The 18260-nt window shown below is 70.6% G+C and carries 14 protein-coding genes; 11 read left to right on the top strand and 3 right to left on the bottom strand.

Annotated elements, in window-relative coordinates:
• Positions 1-808: 808 nt before the first annotated feature.
• The 10 genes from ACTMMA_RS14430 to ACTMMA_RS14385 all read left to right on the top strand — a co-directional run bounded on the left by ACTMMA_RS14430 (position 809) and on the right by ACTMMA_RS14385 (position 14204).
• Entirely contained in the window at positions 809-1048 is a 240-nt protein-coding gene (locus tag ACTMMA_RS14430) for a hypothetical protein (protein ID WP_143553984.1), read from the top strand.
• Positions 1049-1252: 204 nt separating this feature from the next.
• A complete protein-coding gene (locus ACTMMA_RS14425; RefSeq protein ID WP_441190832.1) occupies positions 1253-2719 on the top strand; it encodes a cytochrome ubiquinol oxidase subunit I in 1467 nt (488 codons plus the stop codon).
• Between the two features lie 45 nt (positions 2720-2764).
• Positions 2765-3865 (top strand): cytochrome d ubiquinol oxidase subunit II, encoded by a 1101-nt coding sequence (cydB, locus tag ACTMMA_RS14420; RefSeq protein WP_075811989.1) that lies wholly within the window; start codon positions 2765-2767, stop codon positions 3863-3865.
• A gap of 15 nt (positions 3866-3880) precedes the next feature.
• Entirely contained in the window at positions 3881-7402 is a 3522-nt protein-coding gene (gene cydC / locus ACTMMA_RS14415) for a thiol reductant ABC exporter subunit CydC (RefSeq protein ID WP_441190831.1), read from the top strand.
• A gap of 821 nt (positions 7403-8223) precedes the next feature.
• The gene (locus ACTMMA_RS14410; protein ID WP_006593185.1) at positions 8224-8979 is read left to right on the top strand and encodes a TnsA-like heteromeric transposase endonuclease subunit; all 756 of its coding nucleotides are present in this window, start codon (positions 8224-8226) and stop codon (positions 8977-8979) included.
• Positions 8980-9107: 128 nt separating this feature from the next.
• Positions 9108-10739: a TnsB C-terminal domain-containing protein gene (locus tag ACTMMA_RS14405; RefSeq protein WP_441190830.1), complete on the top strand. Its 1632-nt coding sequence runs from the start codon at positions 9108-9110 to the stop codon at positions 10737-10739.
• 6 nt (positions 10740-10745) lie between these two features.
• Entirely contained in the window at positions 10746-10979 is a 234-nt protein-coding gene (locus ACTMMA_RS14400; RefSeq protein ID WP_441190829.1) for a hypothetical protein, read from the top strand.
• Positions 10976-12043, top strand: a complete 1068-nt coding sequence (locus ACTMMA_RS14395) for a TniB family NTP-binding protein (protein WP_006593183.1) — start codon at positions 10976-10978, stop codon at positions 12041-12043. The genes ACTMMA_RS14400 and ACTMMA_RS14395 overlap by 4 nt, the downstream gene beginning before the upstream one ends.
• On the top strand, positions 12012-13793 hold the full coding sequence (locus ACTMMA_RS14390; protein ID WP_441190828.1) for a TniQ family protein: 1782 nt from the start codon (positions 12012-12014) through the stop codon (positions 13791-13793). The genes ACTMMA_RS14395 and ACTMMA_RS14390 overlap by 32 nt, the downstream gene beginning before the upstream one ends.
• Before the next feature lie 99 nt (positions 13794-13892).
• Positions 13893-14204 (top strand): hypothetical protein, encoded by a 312-nt coding sequence (locus tag ACTMMA_RS14385; protein WP_237707530.1) that lies wholly within the window; start codon positions 13893-13895, stop codon positions 14202-14204.
• Between the two features lie 16 nt (positions 14205-14220).
• Here ACTMMA_RS14385 and ACTMMA_RS14380 read toward each other — a convergent pair whose 3' ends face one another.
• Complete coding sequence (locus ACTMMA_RS14380; RefSeq protein WP_010148347.1) at positions 14221-15003, bottom strand: MerR family transcriptional regulator; 783 nt, start codon at positions 15001-15003, stop codon at positions 14221-14223.
• A gap of 188 nt (positions 15004-15191) precedes the next feature.
• Here ACTMMA_RS14380 and ACTMMA_RS14375 point away from each other — a divergent pair, with 188 nt between their 5' ends.
• On the top strand, positions 15192-15686 hold the full coding sequence (locus ACTMMA_RS14375; RefSeq protein ID WP_441190827.1) for a GNAT family N-acetyltransferase: 495 nt from the start codon (positions 15192-15194) through the stop codon (positions 15684-15686).
• A gap of 246 nt (positions 15687-15932) precedes the next feature.
• Here ACTMMA_RS14375 and istB read toward each other — a convergent pair whose 3' ends face one another.
• A complete protein-coding gene (gene istB / locus ACTMMA_RS14370; protein WP_441188763.1) occupies positions 15933-16778 on the bottom strand; it encodes an IS21-like element helper ATPase IstB in 846 nt (281 codons plus the stop codon).
• Positions 16775-18124 (bottom strand): Mu transposase domain-containing protein, encoded by a 1350-nt coding sequence (locus tag ACTMMA_RS14365; RefSeq protein WP_441188762.1) that lies wholly within the window; start codon positions 18122-18124, stop codon positions 16775-16777. The genes istB and ACTMMA_RS14365 overlap by 4 nt, the downstream gene beginning before the upstream one ends.
• Positions 18125-18260 lie beyond the last annotated feature (136 nt).

The raw sequence follows: 18260 nt of genomic DNA, 5'->3' as shown, positions 1-18260 counted from the left end.
TGGAGAGGTGACTCAAGTCCTATCGTGAGGCCGGACCAGCGGGACTGGTGGCTGCCAGGCTTCTCCGAGACCGTCCTGGCTCCGTTGATCCTCGTGGGACGTGGCGTGCCTGGCAGTGCTGCGGGGACTTCGTCTCTTCGTCGATTCGTCGGCTGACTTCGTCGACACCGGCGACAGCCGCACGCCCAGGACGCACCCGGGTGACCAGGTCATGGACGACGGTCAGCTCCACCGGCACCCACCGCAGGGTGACCAGCTACATCGCGAACACGTCCAGCGGGGTGGTGTCGAGCACCACGTACTCACCCGGCCGGGTCGCCCGCAACTGCCCGTACGGCCACCGGGACGGTTCGCCACCGAGCGGCGAGCCTTGCCCGGCCCGAACGCATGCCGTCCTTTCGACAACTCGCTCAGGCGCCGGTAGGCGGTCGCTCGCGACGGCATCGGGACGACCCCAAGCCCGTGCTCCTCGTCCACCCGCTGACGGACTCGGTCGATCACGACGTTCATCGTCGGCTATGGCCAACGTGCTCTACCAGTGCGTCACACCGCAACCCACCGGCGCCGAGGACGGCTGGTGGCCCTTCCACGGCGTCCCGGCCCCACACCAAAGCCTTCGCGCCGCTGGAGTGGGAGCACGCACCCGGGGGGGACCAGCCGTTCTCCAAGGACGCCTCGGAGTACACCAAGAAGCTCGCACTGCGCGAGAACCGGCACGTCGACCCGCTGACCGTGGTCCAGGGCCCGCTGGGCGCCTGGTCGAAGCAGGCAGTCACCATCCCGGCGGGACAAGTCTCTCGCGCTCAAGTTGGCCACCACCCGCAGCCACGGCACCGGCACTCCACCGCAAAGTCAGCCCCTCTCGACGGGCGAGGACGGACAACCGACGTCGCCGGCGGAGCAGGTGGCTTCCCTGCCGGGCGTGGTCGATCTACTCGCCGAACGCTCCAGACAGCAACCGCTGGAGGTGGTCGACGACGTGCACGACGTCTTCGCCCGCTACTACGAGCATCCGGACGCCGACGGGCTGGAGGTGTTCGACGAATGAAGACCAACCCTTGGCGGCCTGGCTGGGCGAGCACGACACCGCCGGCTACCGGCTGTCCCGCAAGGCCGGGTGGGACAGCTTCGTCAACGCGGCCCCGCGCCCGAGGTTCGAGGTCCTCACCCGGGACCTGGGTCTGAGCTACTCACCCGCGAGGTATGGTTTAACGACGTCTCGTAGTACGCACGGTCCCGTGGGAGGGTTTTGATGGACGCACTCGACCTGGCGCGGTGGCAGTTCGGCATCACCACCGTCTACCACTTCTTCTTCGTCCCGATCACCATCGGGCTGAGCCTGCTGGTCGCGATCATGCAGACCCAGTGGATGCGCACACGCAACCCGCAGTGGCTGCGGCTGACCAAGTTCTTCGGCAAGCTGTTCACCATCAACTTCGCCCTCGGCCTGGTCACCGGCATCGTGCAGGAGTTCCAGTTCGGGATGAACTGGTCCGACTACTCCCGCTTCGTCGGCGACATCTTCGGTGCGCCGCTGGCGATCGAGGCCCTGCTCGCCTTCTTCCTGGAATCGACCTTCCTGGGCCTGTGGATCTTCGGCTGGGGCCGGATCCCGGAGAAGCTGCACCTGGCCGCGATCTGGTTGGTGCACATCGGGACCGCGCTGTCGGCCTACTTCATCCTGGCCGCCAACTCCTTCATGCAGAACCCGGTCGGCTACACCCTCAACCCCGAGAGCGGCCGCGCCGAGCTCACCGACTTCGTGGCCGTCCTCACCAACAAGGTGCAGCTGGTCGCCTTCCCGCACGTGCTCACCGCGGCCTACATGACCGGTGGCGCCTTCGTGCTCGCGTTCGCCGTGTGGCACCTGTGGCGCACCCGCACCCCTCAGAGCGACAAGCCGATGTACCGCAAGGCCGCCAAGCTCGGTGCCTGGACCCTGGTCATCGCCGGCGTCGGCGTGATCGTCTCCGGCGACGTGCAGGGCAAGGTGATGAGCGAGGTGCAGCCGATGAAGATGGCCGCCGCCGAGGCGCTCTACGAGGACTACCCCGAGGGTGAGGGCGCGCCGTTCTCGATCATCACCGTCGGCTCTCTCGATGGCACCGAGGAGGTCTGGGCGCTGACCGTGCCCAAGCTGCTGTCCTACCTGTCCACCGGTGATCTGGAGGGAGCGGTCGAGGGTGTTAACGGCATCCAGGAGCGCTACGTGCAGACCTACGCCGGCAACGACCTGACCGAGGTCGAGGACTACCGGCCGCTGATGCCGGTCACCTACTGGTCGTTCCGGCTGATGATGGGCCTGGGCTTCCTCGGCATGGGCATCGGGATGGCGGTCCTGTGGCGCCTGCGCGGCAAGGGCGACGCCGACGGCGAGACCCGGATGGAGGGCAGCCGGTGGTGGGGCTGGGCCGCGGCCACGGTGCTCTTCATGCCGTTGTTCGCCAACAGCTTCGGCTGGATCTTCACCGAGATGGGCCGCCAGCCCTGGGTCGTGATGGGCCTGATGACCACCCAGACGGCGGTCTCCCCCAGCGTGGGGGCGGGCACGGTCGCCCTGTCGATGGTCGTCTACACGGCGCTCTACGGTGTGCTGGCGGTGCTCATGGTCGGGCTGAGCCTGCGCTACGGCCGCGCCGGGGCCGAGGTGGTGCCCGAGGACGCCTCCTACGACCCGAAGGGCCGCACCGACGACGACGCGTTCGTCTTCACCTACTGACCCCGACACGGCATACCCGGACACCATCGAAAGATAGAAGTGACCATGGAACTGACCACGATCTGGTTCATCCTCATCGCCGTACTGTGGATCGGCTACTTCGTGCTGGAGGGCTTCGACTTCGGCGTCGGCGCGCTGCTGCCGGTCCTCGGTCGGGAGAACCCGGACGACCCGGACCAGGAGTCCGGCGAGACCCGCAGGCGGCAGATGCTGTCCTCGATCGGTCCGTTCTGGGACGGCAACGAGGTCTGGCTGATCACGGCCGGCGGCGCGACCTTCGCGGCGTTCCCGCACTGGTACGCCACCCTCTTCTCCGGCTTCTACATCCCGCTGTTGCTCGTCCTGGTGGCCCTCATCGTGCGCGGGGTCGCGCTGGAGTACCGCGGCAAGGTCGACTCGGCCCGCTGGCGTCGACGGATGGACGCCATGATCATCTTCGGCTCGGTCGTCCCGGCGCTGCTGTGGGGCGTGGCGTTCACCAACATCGTCCGTGGCGTGCCGATCGACGCCTCGATGGAGTACGTCGGCGGCTTCTGGGGCCTGCTCAACCCGGTCGCGCTGCTGGGCGGCCTGGTCACCCTCACTCTCTTCGTCACGCACGGGGCGCTGTTCATCGGTCTCAAGACCGACGGGCAGCTGCGGTATGACGCCCGCGTCCTGGGCATCAGGGTGGGCGTGATCTCGGCCGTGCTCGCGGTGGTCTGGCTGGCCGTCATCCACCTGGAGAGGGGGGCCGTCGTCTCCTGGGCGCTGGCCGCGGTCGCCGTCGTCGCCCTGCTGCTGGCGCTGGGCAGCGCCCGCCAGGGTCGCGAGGGCTGGGCCTTCTCCGGCACCTTCGTGACGATCCTGCTCGCCGTCGGCTCGCTGTTCGTCGCGCTCTACCCCGACGTCATGCCGTCCACGCTGAACCCGGAATGGTCGCTCACGGTGGAGAACGCCGCCTCCAGCCAGAAGACGCTGGGCATCATGACCGTGGTCGCGCTGATCTTCACCCCGATCGTGCTGCTCTACCAGTCGTGGACCTACTGGGCCTTCCGCAGGCGGGTCAAGGGCCACCACATCCCGACCTCCGTGCACCACGCGGCCGTGACCGGCGAGACCACCGGCCTCGACGACCGGGCCGAGCCCGCCGGCAGCACCCCCTGACCGGACCTGTCGACCGTGCGTCCCTTCGACCCCGCCCTCCTGCGAGCCCTGCCCGCCACCCGCGGGCCGGTGGCGCTGCTCTCGCTGGTCGGTGTCGTCTCCGGCGCGGTGGCGATCGCCCAGGCGGTGGCGCTGGCCTGGGCCGTGCACCGGGTCGTCACCGGCGGCGACCTGACGGGACCGCTGACCTGGCTGGTGCTGCTCCTCGCCGCCCGCGGCGTCCTGGCCGGGCTCACCGAGCACGTCGCCCGCGTCGCCGGCCTGCGGGTCGCGGCCGTGCTGCGGCTGGCCGTGCTGCGGCGCTGGCTGCGTCGGCCGGAGGAGACCCGGCCGCCGGCGGAGGTCGCGGTCACCCGGGCGACCGAGGGGGTCTCGGCCGTCGAGCCGTATGTCGCCCGCTACCTGCCCGCCCTGGTCACCGGCGCGGTGGTGCCCGTGCTGGCGGTGCTCACCCTGGCCGTGATCGACGTGTGGAGCGCCCTCATCGTGGTGCTGACGGTCCCGCTGCTCCCGCTCTTCGCGGCGCTCATCGGCCAGCACACCCAGGACCAGACCGAGCGCCGGTGGGAAGCCATGGCGCTGCTCGCCGGCCACTTTCTCGACGTGGTCCGCGGCCTGCCGACGCTGGTCGGATACGGCCGCGCCTGGGCCCAGGTCGACGTCGTGCGCGAGGTCGGGGACCGGCACCGCAGGGCCACCGTCCAGACGCTGCGCACCGCCTTCCTGACGACCGCCGCGCTGGAGCTGCTGGCCACCATCTCCGTCGCGCTGGTCGCGGTCGCGGTCGGACTGCGGCTGGCCTTCGGGCAGCTGGACCTGCTCACCGGCTTCGCCGCGATCCTGCTGGCCCCGGAGGCCTACTGGCCGATCCGCCGGGTCGGCGCCGAGTTCCACAACGCCGCCGACGGCGCCGAGACCCTGGAGAAGCTGCGCGCCGAGGGGGTGCTGGATGAGCAGGGCGAGGAGGGCACCACCGGAGCAGGGCCGGCCGCGGCGGCCGCGACCAGGTCCGGACCGGACGGGGTCGCCGCCGACCGCACCGCCCTCAGACCCGACCAGGTCGGCCTCGCCGGCGTCTCCTACGCCCATCCGGGCCGCAGGCGCAGCATCGTCGACGTGAGCCTGACCAGCCTCGCGGACCCGGGGCTGACCGCGCTGACCGGCCCCTCCGGCGCGGGCAAGACCACCGTGCTCGAGCTGCTGGCGGGCTTGCGCACCCCCGACGCCGGGCAGGTCGTCGCACCGCGGGCCCACCTCGCCGCCCAGCGCCCGGTCATCCTGCCCGGCACGGTGCGGGACAACCTGGCCCTGGTGGACGAAGGCCTGACCGGCCCGCAGATGGTCGCGGCGTTGGACCGGGTGGGGCTGTGGGACGCCCTGGCCGGGCGCGAGGGGCTGGACACCGTGCTCGGGGACGACGGCTTCGGCCTGTCTGCCGGGCAGCGCTCGCGCCTCGCGCTGGCCCGGGCCGCGCTCAGCGGCGCGCCCCTGGTGCTGCTGGACGAACCGACCGCCAACGTCGCGATCACCTCCCTGCCCGCGCTGCACACCGTCATCACCGCCCTGGCCCGAACCCGCCGGGTGGTCGTCGTCACCCACGACCCCGACCTCGCCGCCCTGGCCGACGACCGGTGGCGGGTCGAGCCCGCACCCGCGCCCGCACGGCACCGTCCGCCCGCTCCGCTCCACGCGCGCGTCCCCACCACCGGCGCAGGTGTGACCACCGCGCACCGTGACCGCGCCGGGGGGATGGGCAACGCCAGGGAGAAGGACGACAGCGACGGGACGGCCGGCCCCGGGGACGGAGCCCACCCCGAGCCCGGTGTCGTCGCCCCGATCGAGACGCCTCGGGGTCGGCACGGCCTCGTCCTCGCCTGCCTCATCGGCGGCGCCTCCGTCGCCTGCGGCGTGGCCCTCACCGCCACCTCCGGGTGGCTGATCGTGCAGGCCTCCACGCAGCCGGTGATCCTGACCCTGCTGGTGGCGATCGTCGGAGTGCGGGCGTTCGGCATCTTCCGGCCGGTGTTCCGCTACGCCGAGCGAGTGGTCTCCCACGACGTCGCGCTGGAGGAGCTGGCCGACCGGAGGGCGGACGTCTTCGCCCGGCTCATCCCGCTGACCCCGGCCCGGCTCGGCCGACGCAGCCGCGGTGAGGTGCTGACCACCGTCGTGCGCGACCTCGACGACGTCGTCGACGAGCGGGTCCGCGTCACCGTCCCCGCGTGGTCTGCGGTCCTGGCCACCGTCGTCGGCGTGGTCCTCGCCGGCTGGCACGTGCCCGCCGCCGGCCTCGCCCTGGCCGCGGGTGCGCTGCTGGTGCTGGCGGTCAGCGCCGCCGGGTACGTGCTCGAGCACTCGGCCCAGGGCCAGGCGGTGCGCAGCCGCGGACAGGTGCAACACCTGACGACCGCGCTGACCTCGCGGCTGCTGGCGGTGCAGGCCGTCACCGGCGTCGACGCCGACCCCCGGCCCCTGGTGCGGCCGGTGGCCGAGGCGGAGGAGGCACAGCAGGCTCTCGAGACCCGGTTGATCCGCGCCCGGGCGCTGACCATCCTCGGCCTCTGGCTGGTCGTCGCCGCGACCACCGCGGTCGTGACCCAGCTGACCTGGTCGGCCCACACCGCCGGCCTGCTCTCCGCACCCTACGCCGCGATGGTCGCGCTGATCCCCCTCGCCCTGGCCGACCCCTGGACCGACTCCGCCGACATCGCCGGGGCCCGCGCCCGGGCGCGGGCCGCCGCGGCCCGGCTCGCCCGGGTGCTGGACCAGGGGCCCGCGGTCGCGACCGGCGGCGCGCAGGACGAGGACCAGACCGGCCGCGCACCAATCACCCACCTGGCCCTGAACAGGGCCGGCGCGAGCTGGACGGCCAGCCCCGCCCGGGCAGGGGCGGGGGGCGAGGGCCCGCCGCATACCTCCCTCGACCTGCCACCGCTCGACCTGGACCTGCCGCCGGGCACCCGTGTGGCGCTCACCGGGCCCAACGGCACCGGCAAGTCGACCGCGCTCGCGCTGCTGGCGCGGCACCTGGACCCCGCGACGGGCAGCTGCACCGCCGACGGCCAGGACGTGCGCGACCTGCCGCTCGGCCAGGTGCGCGGCGCGATCGCCGTGGTCGACGACGAGCCGCACGCCTTCCTGGGCTCGGTGCGGGCCAACCTCGTCCTGGCCGCGCCGGAGGCGAGCGACGATGAGTTGCTCGCCGCGTTGGACGCGGTGGACCTGGGGCACTGGTACGACACCCTGTCCGACGGCCTGGACACCCGGCTGTCCGGCCTGTCCGGCGGCGAGCGCGCCCGGCTGTCCCTCGCCCGTGCCCTGGTCTCGGCCCGTCCGGTCGTCCTCCTCGACGAGCCCACCGCGCACCTCGACGACGCCACCGCCGAGCGGGCCCTGGCCGGCCTGCTCGCCTCCCGCCCGGCGGACGACGGCGTCGTCGTGATGGTCAGCCACCGGCCCGGGAGCGGCGCCGGCTGGGTCACCGAGCAGGTGCACCTCGGAAAGGCTCGATCAGCGCAGGTGGCCAGGATCGGCTAGGCATGTCCCTGGTCGTCGCGGTCGTGCTCCTCGCCCCGGCAGGGCCGGCGTTCTGGCACTTCCTGCGGTAGCGCGATCGGTGGCCTCGGTATGGGGCTGGTCGTCGGCCCGCTGACCGAGACGGCCCTCTCCCGGGTGTCGCGCAACCACGCCTCCGAAGCCTCCGGGGTGTCAAACAGCGTTGGTCAGTTCTCCGCCAGCCGCGGATTCGCCACCGTGGGGAGCACGTACTTCGCCATCGTGGCCAGCGCGGCCAAGCCCTCCGACCCCCCTCTACAACAGCGGCCTGAGCGTCGCTCTAACCGTCGGGATTGCTGTCGCTCTGCTCGCCGCCGTTGTTGCCATCCGCCTGCCCCAGCACCACATCATCCCGGCGAACCAGCCCATGGACATTGACGTGGATCGATGACCGGGCCCCTGTTCCAGCCGACGATCCTCATGTGGGACGGCCACTGTCGATGGTGCCATCCTGTACATCGACGTCGTCGGTACCGTAGCGACGGGCGTGCACGCCGGCGGGCGGACGACGCATGCTCACCCAAGTTGGAGCGACCCAGGCTGGCTCCAGTGCTCTGCCGTCCGGCGATGCTGGCCGGCGGAGCCAAGCCACGGGATGGGCTCACCATGAGGATTCGGACAAGTTGGTGAGACGGTCGGCGTCCCGACAATCTGTCCCATCGCAGGTCAACGGCTCGCGGCGATGACAATCCGCGCGAGAACCTACACAGCTGTAGGTTCCGCCGTAACTTGTCGTTGTCCAGGTTTCTTGTCGTCGGCGTGTCGTGGTCCGGGGATCTTGTCGCGAGGTGGACCCTGGAGCCGTGGCCAGGGAGAAGCCGGGAAGGCTGGTCGAGGTCCGCTACACGTCCCGAGACGGCGAGGACGTCGTGACGACTTGGGATGCTGTCCGAGCGGACCTGGTGGTGCGCGGGCTCCCGGTTCGCCGGTTCGGGTCGTACGCGGGGATGGGTCACTACCCGGGCTGGTGGTGGGCGGCGACGATGGGTGACCTGGTCGGGTACGAGAGCCTGCTCGAACGGGACCGGCTCATGCTGGCTGACTTCGACCAGGACGTGGTCGCCGTAGCCAGTCAACCGTTCGGGCTCGCCGGTCGTGATGGCGACGTCGTGCGCCGACATGTCCCGGACTACCTGCTGCAACGACGTGATGGGTCGGTCGAGGTGGTCGACGTCAAGCCCGGACATCTGGTCGACAAGCCAGAGGTCGCCGAAGTTCTCGGCTGGACGGGCCGGGTGCTTGCTGAACGAGGGTGGCGCTACTCGGTGTGGTCCGGCACCGACTCGCGTCGGTTGACCAACGTCCGGTTCCTGGCTCAGGGGCGCCGGGCACACCTGGTGGACCCCGGAGCCACGATCCAGCTCCATCGCCACGGCGCCGTGGACCGGTCACTGGGCGAGTCGCTCAGGGCCGCGAGCCGCGCCACCGACTACACGGCGCACGCCCTGCGGGCAGCGATGGTTGGCCTCCTTTGGCACCAGGCGTGGGAGATCGACCTGGATGAGCCCCTCAGCTCGGCGACGCGGATCGATCGCGTCCGGGAGGTGTCCCGAGGGTGACAGGGTCCTTGCTTGAGGTCCGGGTCGGCACTCGACTGTGGTTCGACGGCGAGGGCTGGGCCGTCTGCGAGGTCCGCGGCACGTCTGTGCGTCTGCAGGGAGACGGTGGACGGTATCGGACAGCTGCGGTGACGGACCTGCTCGAAGGTGCCTCCGGACCGGACCCCGACAGTCACGCCGTCGATGCAGGGCAGCGGGACCTCCTGTCAGCTATCGGCCTGGAGTCCTTGACCCTCAAGCAGCGCACCCGGTTGGAGGCGGAGGTGGAGATCTTCGCTGAGCTGCTCGCGGTTCGAGGAGCTGACGAGGCGCCCGCCCGGATGCGCTCAGCGGCCACGAAGCTGGGGTTGTCGCTGCGAACGGTGCAACGGCGCCTGCGCCGGTTCGACGAGCTGGGCCCGGCCGGGCTGATCGATGAGCGGCTCCTGAAGGACACCAGGCGCAGCGTCGATCCCCGCTGGGATGATGCGTGCACCGAGGTCCTCTCCCGCTATACCAACCGGTCCACACCCTCGCAGCAGACGGTCATCCGGGAGACGAACCGGGTGTTCCTGGAGTCGGTACCCGACGGCGTAGTACCCACCCCGTCGGTGGCCTACGAACGCGTTGTCGAGCTGGACGCCGGCCGGCACACGTTCGGGGACGCTCCGCGGCGTCGTTCGGTTGCCAAGCGCCCGCAGGGTGTCCTGGGGCAGCTGCGTCCGAACCGTCCCGGTGAGTACGTGCTGATGGACGGGTACAAGCTGGACGTGTTCGCGATGGAGCCGGTGACGATGCGGTGGGTGAACACCGAGCTTACGTTGGCGATGGACCTGTACGACCGCTCCGTGAAAGGCCTGCGTCTGCGCCCGGTCGCGGCGAAGTCGGCGGACGTGGCCAGCGTGCTGCTGCAGTGCCTGACCCCGCAGCAGTGGGGACGGAGACCCGACTCCCCGTCAGGTCCGTACGCCGGCGTCCCGGAACACGTGGTCCTGGGGTCGGTCGGGGTGTTCCCGGACACCATCGTCATCGACCACGGCAAGGTGTACCTGTCTGAGCACACGATGGGGGTGTGCCGCCGGTTGGGGATCTCGGTGCAGCCGGCGATCCCGGACAAGCCGACCGACAAACCGGCACTCGAGCGGTTCTTCAAGAGCCTGCGATTGTCCTTGCTGGACAGGCTGTCCGGCTACAAGGGTCCCAACATCGCCTCCCGCGGCAAGGACGTCGAGAAGGGCGCGTTCTACTACGTCACCGAGCTGGAGGACCTGATCAGGGAGTGGGTCGGTGACGTCTATCACCTCCGCGCGCACCGGGGGCTGCGGGACCCGTTGCTGCCGAAGGTCGACCTGTCCCCGCAGGAGATGTTCAACCGGGGCATCGAGTTCTCCGGGCTGCTGCGGCTCCCGGCGGCCGAGGACCTGCGGTATGAGTTGATGGAGGTCCAGTGGCGCAAGATCCATCACTACGGCGTCGACATCGACGGGCGCCGGTACGACGGTCCGGGCTTGAACACCTACCGGGCCAGGAGATCGGACTACGGCGGCGCCCATGCCGGGAAGTGGCCGATCCTGGTCGATGTCGACGATGTGCGGGCCGTCTACTTCCAGGACCCGGCCGATAAGAGGTGGCACCGCCTGGAGTGGCGGCTCGCCAGCGGGATCAACGCCCCGTTCAGCAAGGACGCAGCTGACTACACCCGCCGGATCAGCATCGCCGAGCACCGGCACGTCGACCCGCAGCAGGCTGTGGAAGACCTCCTGGCCCGGTGGGGCCGGTAGGAGGTGATGGGCCGCCGAGAACGCAACCTTGCGATCCGGCTGGCCACCCAGCCCAGCAGCCACGTGTTCGACGCAGGCGAGGTGACCGACCGCGCCTCCGTGCCCGGGGTGATCGACCTGCTCACCGCCCGCGAGGCCCGGAAGGCCGCGCCGACGCAGCACCCGGACGACCTGGACGTGTTCGAGCGCTACTACGCCGAGCACCCGGACAGCGAGGTGCTGGAGGTGTTCGACGAATGAGCAACCCGTGGGCCCGGTGGCTGGCCGTGCACGACACCGCCTTGTTCCAGATGTCCCGCAAGGCCGGGTGGGACGCGTTCGTGAACGCGGCTCCCCGGCCGGACTTCCCGACCTTGACCCTCGCCGAGATGGCCGATCTGAGTCCGGAGGAGGCCGAGGACTACGGCGAGGCCCGGGTTGTCTGGAACACCAACCCTCCGACGGTGCGCACCCAGCAGCTCGTCTCGGCCTACCAGGTGATCGATGAGGTGATGGCCTCCAACCGTCGCGATGCGGACAAGTTGCGCGGGTCGGTGGTCATCGACGCCGAGCCGTACCTGGGCAAGACCACGATCGCGACCCGGTACGCTCGCGACTTCCACCGGCGGATCTACCGCCGCTACGGGCACACCACGGCTGAGGGGAATCAGCGGCTGCCGGTGGCGTTCGTGCCGTTGAACGAGGGCATCACCCTCAAGGGCCTGAACCAGAAGCTGTTGGAGTTCTACGGCCACCCTGCGGCCCGTCGCGGCTCACGCACCGAGCTGACCGCACTGGCCATCGACTGCGTCGCCAGCTGCGACACCCGCCTGATCGTCATCGACGAGCTGCACTTCGTCGACTTCGCCGGGCGCCACGGCACCGAGGTGTCCAACCACCTCAAGGGCCTGGCCAACGAGCTACCGGTCACGTTCATCTACGTCGGGGTCGGGCTGCGTGAGCGACGCTTCTTCGACGAAGGTTTGCACGGCGACCAGGCCGTCCTGGCCCAGACCAGCCGGCGGGCTACCCGCTGCCCGGTCGTCCCCTTCTCCACTAGCACCGACGCCGGTGCCCGTGCCTGGGCCACGCTCCTGGCCACCCTGGAACCGCACTACAAGCTGGCGCGGGCCCGCCCGGGGATGCTGACCGACCACGCCGACCTGCTGCACAAACGCACCCAGGGTCGTATCGGGTCGCTGGCGACCCTGCTCGAACGTGCCTGCGCACGAGCAATCACCACAGGGACCGAGGTGCTCGACGCCGACGTACTGTCATCGGTCCGGATCGACAATGCCGCCGAGCATCTCAGCCAGAGCACCTGATCCCCTCCCCCGGCCGGTCACCGGGCGTGCCCGGGCGCGGCTGGTACCGGGCGGGTACGACATCACCCGGCTCCCGCTGGCCGTGCCTCCGGCCGCGGGGGAGCAGCTGGCGTCGTGGCTGGCGCGGTTGGCCCACCGATACAGGCTGCCGGTCTCCGGTCTTCTGAGCGAGCTCGGCGTGGCGGTCGTGGCCGGCCCGGCCGCCCGCGTCGAGGCGCACCTGGCACCGCACGTCCAGACCCTGGCCACCGCGGCGGGGCTCGACTCCCGCCCGCCGGGCACCGACTGCGGCGATGATGCGCTGCCTTCCCAGGTGGCCCGGTACCTGGGCGCCTATCACGGCCGTGGCCAGGTCGCCCCGGACCGGACCCGCTTCTGCCCCTCCTGCCTCGCCGAGACCGGCGGCATCTGGCAGCAGGCCTGGGCGGCACCGCTGAACCTGGTCTGCACGACGCACCGACGGCTCCTGGTCCGCCGCTGCCCGGCGTGCCACCGCGCACGGTTCACCAGCTCGGCATGGATGACCCACGACAACGCCCCCTGGGTCTGCAGCGAACCCGCGCCCGGACAGCACACCCCACGGACCAGGTACCAGGTGTGCGGGCACGACCTGCGCGAAGCCCCCGCACCGCCGGTCGACCAGGACGTGGCAGCTGTCCAGCTATGGCTGCACGCCGTGGCCCGACAAGCCGACGACGATCCGGCACACGTGATCCGGGCCTGCGGGTTCGAGGTGTCCCACGCGGACCTGTTCGACGCCGCCCTGGAGCTCGTCGTCGAACGGCTCGGCGACGTCAAGCACCTGACCCGTCCCGGCCGTGCCACCGGCGACCTGCTGGACGCGGTCCTGGCCGCACGAGCAGTGATCGCACAACCGGACCCGGCCGTCGCGGGAGCAATCGCCGACCGGCACGGGCTGCTGCACCCGGCCGGGCCGGTCACCCCCATCGGCCCCGACCACGTCCTGACCAAACGCCGGCGCAACCCTCTGCTGGCCGCGGTCCGCCTCACCTCCCTGAGAGAGCGACTACCCGCCAGCAGCCAACTGGTCTTCCGCACCGGAAGCGACAACCCGCGCTACCCCTGCCCTACCCAGCACGGTGCGCCCAGCCCGGCGCCGGGACAGGCACGGCTGGCATGGATCCCGCAGCTGCTCTGGCCCGGCACGCTGCACCCGTGGATCCGCGACAGCGACTACCGGGACCGGGCCGCCGCCAGCATGCTGCTGGCCAAGGTCGGCAGCACCCGGCCCTGGCGACTGATCGCGATCGACCTCGGCCTACCGGCCTCGTTCACGGTCCACCCACCGAACCTGGTCCGGCACCTGCGCCGCACCGGCGCCTGGCCATCCGTGCTGCGCCGCCTGGACGAGGTCGCGACCCTCCTGGAGGCCACTCCCCCGCCGATCGACTACCAAAGCCGCCGGTGGATCGCCGCCGACCAGGACCTGCTCGTCGCCGCGGTGAACCACACCCGCAGCCTCCTCTGCGCGTGCCACGGCTGGGTCAGCACCAGCGCCCTGGTCGAACTTTTCTGGTCCGTCTACACCGGCGGTGACCTACGGCTGGCCGCGCCCACCGAGGGAACACTGCTCAACCCCGACCTGTACCACCGCGACGACGAGGAGGGCGCCCACACCGACCCGACCGCCGACCCCGACCTGGCCCGATTCCTGGCCATGGTCGCCACCGCAGTCGCCGAGGCGGCCGGCCACAACCCTGGCGAACCGTTGACGTGGCGACCTCCTTGAAGCAGCCAGTCTCCCGGGCCGGCACGGCCGCCGGTACGAGATGACACCGGGTCAGCGCCGGCGTTGCTGCCATGGTCCGTGCACTGGGACCACTCCACGGTGATCAGCAGGACGGTCAGCATCCTCCTTGCCGAGGACGAACTACCGTCGCAGGCGTTCTCACCGGCTGCTGCGGCCGTCCTGGACAGCACCTACGGCATCACCAACCCCGACCTCCTGGCCCACCTCCTCCCCACCGCGCGCGCCACCTACCAGGCGCTGCGCGGCCTCCCGCACGACAAGCACATCGTCGACCCGCTGGTCCACCGACAGATCCGCCACACCCTCGCCCTCGACACTGAGGACCTATCCAGGCGCGGTCACATCACCTGGGAACTGGACGGGGACCACCGGGCAGCAACCCGAGGCTGAGACCCGCGGCCGCACATCAGCCCTCGTGTGGCAGGTTCTTGAGGGGCGCCTGCAGGACGACGCCACCGTCCCGCGTGAGAGTCTGGCGGTAGACCCCGGTCGTCTCTTGACCGCGTTGTTCGAGGTTCGCATCGATCGCGATCCACGCATCACCGATATCAGAGGGCGGTGTGTCGAAACGGACACTGGCACCGTGCTCGGCTCCCTCGACCCGGACTGCCTCGAGGCCTGGGATGACGCGTGCATCAGAGGTCGGAGCCCCTGCGGTGACGACGATGCTGTCCTCGGAGGTCCCGTCGTACGTGAGCACGATGTCGACGTCGGTGACGCCGTTCTTGGCCAGCTGGTCCCGTACTCGCGGCAGTAGATCGGCGACCGCGTCGCCGATCTCCGACTCATCCGCCACGAAGGTCTGCAGGGCTGCTAGTTGCAAGGTAGGTAGCGTGCCGAGCTCGAGGTTGTTCATGATCGTTCGGTGTCCTCTCTGGAGAGCGGTGAGGCGCTTTCGCACCTCCTTCAGACGCGCTGAGTCCTCGTCGATCTGGGCCACGAGCTCGTTCTCACGAGCTCGCAGGAGCTCCTTGAGTCGCCGCTCCGAGAGTTGCCCACCGAGAAGATCATTGATCGCGTCGAGGCTGAAGCCGACGGCTCTCAATGACGCTATCGCCCGAACCCGGCCAACTTGATTCCGCGCGTACCGGCGGTAGCCGGTGAACTCATCGACGGAGGCCGGCGCGAGCAGACCTACCTCTTCCCAGTGCCGCAGCATCCGCCGGGACACCCCGGTCACGTGCGCCATATGTCCGATACTCAGCATGTCGACAGCCATCTGACGCCCTTCCACAGTGTCAAGGTCAACACATGCCCTGGGCGCCCGTCCCCGGAGGGCGGGCGGTCGGCATCACGTGGTTGCTATCCTCCTCACCATGTTCCGCTCCTGACGTCGCCTCTCATCCCCACGTCATCGACCATTGGAACGGAACCCTCATGCCTTCTGACCTGCTCAGCATCACGCTGCCTGCGGCCGGCGATCCACCCGCCGCTCATCCCGCCGAGCGCCTCATGCCTCTCGATCAGTCCCAGCGTGAGAATCTGGCTCGGCTCTACCTGGCCAGCTACCCGCCCCAGGTGGGAGCCGAGGACCTGGACGACGCCCGACGCGAGATCGATGAGACCTTCACCGGCCAGTTCGGAACCCTGCGAACGGATGCGAGCTGGCTCGCGCGCGTTCGCGGCAGGCCGGCGGGCGCGATCCTGGTCGTCGAGCGTTCCATCTGGGACGACCACCTCGACGGGCCCTTCGTCATCGACCTGTTCGTGCATCCCGAAGCGCGGGGCCTTGGCTTGGGCCGGTCGCTGGTGCTGGCCGCGATGGAGGCCTGCACAAGCGCTGGCGACCGGCAGCTGTCGCTGCGCGTCGGGCAAGGCACTTCCTCCGCCGCGCACGGCCTATACCGCGGCCTGGGATTCACGACAGTGTAAACCACCTAGCGGAGGCCCGCGCTGGGGTGTGCTTTGCAGGTTCACAGGTGCATGCGCCGCCTTCGAGCTTGCTGAGCCCGGATTTCGAGCCTGAGGATTCCCTACAAGTTGGTGAGACAGCCCTCGTCTCACCATCTTGTCGCCCTGCAGGTCAACGAACCACTCCCCCGACAGATCGGCCGAGATGACGAGGCTCGTCGAAGTTCCCCAGTGATGCTCACTGAATTTCCCCACCTTGGGCGGTGGTCAGTGTAGGGGTTGGCGGGTGGCGGCTCGCAGGGTGCCCTGGCGGGCGTGGTGGTCGCGCAGCCGGTAGGAGTCGCCTTCGAGGTTGAGCACGACGGAGCGGTGCAGGAGCCGGTCGAGCATGGCTGCGGCGACGGTGCTGTCGCCTAGGACCTCGCCCCAGGATGCGACGCCGCGGTTGGTGGTGAGCACGATGGACGTCTTGAGGTAGCGCTGGGAGACGACCTGGAACAGCGCGGAGGCGGCCTCGCCGGGCAGCGGCAGGTAGCCCAGCTCGTCGATGATGAGCAGGGTTGGGCCGGCGAAGAAGCGCATGGTGGTGGCCCAGCGTCCTTCGATCGCGGCGCGGTGGCACCGGGCGGCCAGATCGGCGGCGGTGGTGAAGTAGGTGCGGTACCCGGCCTCGGCCGCGGCCCGGCCCAGGCCGACGGCCAGGTGCGTCTTGCCGACGCCGGGCGGGCCGATGAGCAGCACGTTGGTCGCCGACTCCAGGTACCGGCAGGTGGCCAGTTCGTCGATGAGCTTGCGGTCGACGTTCGGGGCGGCGTCGAAGTCGAAGTCGGCCAGGGTGGCCGGGGTGGGCAGTGAGGCGAACCGGAGCCGGCCGGCGAGCTTGCGGGCCTCGGTCGCCTCAACCTCGCGGGCGAGCAGGTGCTCCAACGTCGCGGTCATCGACCACCCCTGCTCGGCGGCGGTTGCCAGGACGGTGGGCAGGTGCTCGGCGGCGGCGTGCAGCTTCAACGCGGCCAGGTGGGAGCGCAGCTGCTGGTAGGTCGACGCCTGGCTGGTGATCATCGGCGCCGGCAGCGCCTCGGTCGTCGTCGCGGTCGTGGGTGTGGTGTTCATCGGGTCAGGGTGTTCCTTCCTCGGGCTGCTTTGTCGTAGGCGGACAGGTCGATGACCACGTCCGCGGTGGTGGCGGGCTCGGGTTGGTGGCGGGCGCGCAGCGCCTGCGCGGCTGCCTGGGCTGCGGGGCCGGGTGGGATGCGTTCCTTGCGCCGGTGCGGCACAGAGGCGTCGTGCCCGGCGAGGACGCGCGCCTCGAGCGCGGTGACGTGGGCGTGCTCGCGGACCATGACGCCAGCACCGTCGGGGGCGAGCTCGTGCCGGGCGATCACCGTCCCGGAGGTGGTGGCGATGTCGATGCGCGTGCTGCCCAGGCGCCAGGTGACGGTCACCTGGGCACGGGCGAGCTCGGGGGCGACGGAGTAGAAGTTGCCGCGCCAGGCCACCAGCGCCTGCGCCGAGACGACCCTCTCCTCGGTGATCGACGCGGGGAACGGGACGGTCGGGACCGGGGCCAGCGGTTCCTTGGCGGCGAGGGTGAGCACGGAGGCCTTCCCGTCGGGGCCGCCGGGCCGCATGCGGGCATCGCCACGGGTGGTGCAGAACTTGTCCAACGACGCCTGCGCCTGCTCCACGGTGACCTCGTCGGCCAGGGTGCGCCACCAGCGTTGGGCGGCGGTGTGGTTGGCCTTCTCCACCACGCCCTTGCGGTTGCCGCGCCGCGGCGGGCAGATCTCCACACCGACGCCGTAGTGCTTGGCCACCGCGGCGAACGACGCGGACACACGCCCGGTGGCCGGGTGGCACACGGTGGCCATCCGGTCGAACCGCCACGAGCGCGTGAGCCCGCCGAGCGCTCTGGTCACGCGGTCGAGGGCGCCGATGAGGTGAGCCTGGTCCATCGAAGGGCACAGCACGCCGCGCCACCGGCCGGAGTGGGCCAGGGCACCGACGAGCAGGAACGCCTTGGTGCCCCAGCCCCAGTGCTCGGGCGGGTCCGGCAGCTCGACCCAGTCCCACTGGGTCTCCTCACCCGGTGGGTGCTCGATCACCGCCGCCGGGCGGCCCTTCGTGCCGGCGCACGGTTCGCAGTGCGGGCGCAGCCCGCGGGTGCGGACCTGCCGGGTGAAGGTGGAGTAGGCCTTGTCGTACCCCAGCTCGACGACCTCGTCGTACAGGGTCATCGCCCACAGGTGCGGGTCCTCGGCCAGCCGGGCGCGGACGTAGTCCACGAACGGCTCGAACGGGTCCTGCCCCGCCGGCTTGCGGACGCCCGCGGCCCGGTCTCCGCGCAGGTAGGCGCGGATGGTCTTACGGTCCCGACCCAGATGCCGGGCGATCGCTGAGATCGTCCAGCCCTGCCGGGCCAACGCGTGAACTTCGATGTCTTCCTCCCGTGACAGCATGGGACGAGGGGCTCCTTCGAGTAGGCGTGTGGTCAGAGACCGCCATCATCGAAGGAGCCCCGCCCGTCCCCGGATGGGGCCACAGGGTGGGGAATTTCAGTGAGCAGAACTGGGGAGATTCACCTGAGCGCCGTCA

The organism is Ornithinimicrobium panacihumi, from assembly GCF_052073805.1.
GTDB classification, from domain to species: domain Bacteria; phylum Actinomycetota; class Actinomycetes; order Actinomycetales; family Dermatophilaceae; genus Ornithinicoccus; species Ornithinicoccus panacihumi.
The sequence above is the reverse complement of the archived record's forward strand: the minus strand, read 5'-3'. Positions and strand labels throughout refer to the sequence as shown.